The sequence below is a fragment of the Oleiphilus sp. HI0123 genome (assembly GCF_001635315.1).
Genome location: NZ_LWGE01001631.1, coordinates 1 through 1211, shown reverse-complemented (window position 1 = coordinate 1211; position 1211 = coordinate 1). Strand labels below are relative to the sequence as shown.

General features: G+C 44.0%; 1 pseudogene. It reads left to right on the top strand.

The features are described 5' to 3' along the window. Window positions 1-133: 133 nt before the first annotated feature. Window positions 134-1211 (top strand): annotated as a pseudogene (locus A3761_RS21945) (hypothetical protein); the annotation flags it as partial.

Genomic DNA, 1211 nt, shown 5'->3' with positions numbered 1-1211 from the left:
AACATTTAGCTGAGGTGTATGATGCATCTCACCCTAGAGCCAGAAAACGAAATACAAAATAAGCATTATCATTTTTGTTTGTTTTACTAAGTAAATAATAACATTTGAATCGGTTCAAAAAGCTGGAGAACTCATGAGTAACCAGTCGGATTTAAAAAAAGAGCTAGAACGCTGGAAAGATAAGTATTTTGAGCAAGGTGAGTCTTTTGACGGCCAGAAAAAGCTCATTCAAGATTACGCCTCACTGATGCAGCGAATTCTGGTGCGTGTTAGCTTGGCGGCAGAGCACACTTCTGATGAATTAGATGGCGAGTTGGCTAGCTTGCGCAGTGCGGTGCGCAGTGCAACACCTGAAAAGAATGATCTCGAAAAGCGCCTTAAGCGTATTGATAAATTGATTCTTGCGGCGGACGAGAGCAAACAGCAAAACCTGAGAAAAGTAGCGAGTGCTTTAGAGAGTATTATCGATCAGCTATTGACTCTCAAGCTTCCTCGAAAGCAGAAAAGTGGGCTAAAGAAGCTCTTAAAGTCTATCGCCAAGCGTTCGTCAAATATTCAAGAATACCCAGCTATCCTGTCTGAGTATGCAAAACTCCAGTCTGAAGTCTTGTCGGTAATTGTTGACCCAGACAAAAAAGAGGCCGGTTTCTTAAGTCGTCTCTTGGGTGGCGGAAGTGATGAAAATGCAAGCGCTGATACGGCTTCGGGCGAAGATAGCTCCCTCAGCGAAGAGGACTTGGAGCTAGAAACGGACGATGCCAGCAATGCAGCAGAAGAGCTTGCTCCTGGCTTTTCTTCTGTTGCGCGGCATATTCGCAACACTTTGAGTAATCTACTGGACCAATTAGCGTTTCCAAGCAGTGCGACCAGAGAAGTAGCGAAACTGCGTGGTCAAATTGAAAAAGAGCTGGTTTGGTATGAACTTGGCCCTACTTTGGATGATTTGTCTAACTTGATCCTTTCGGTTGTGGGTAAAGGGCAGCGCGAGTTTAGTAACTTTCTGAAGGTGCTCGATGAGCGCTTGAGTAAAGTTCAGGACTTTTTGGTAGAGAGTCAGAGTATTGATGACACCTGGCAAGATAAAAACGAAAAATTTGATCAACATATGCGTGATCAAGTCGATGAAATGACTCAGCGTGTGGGAAAAGCTGTCGATATAGATGATTTGAAACGATCTATTTCGGAGCACTTGGACAGCATATCCAGTGCTG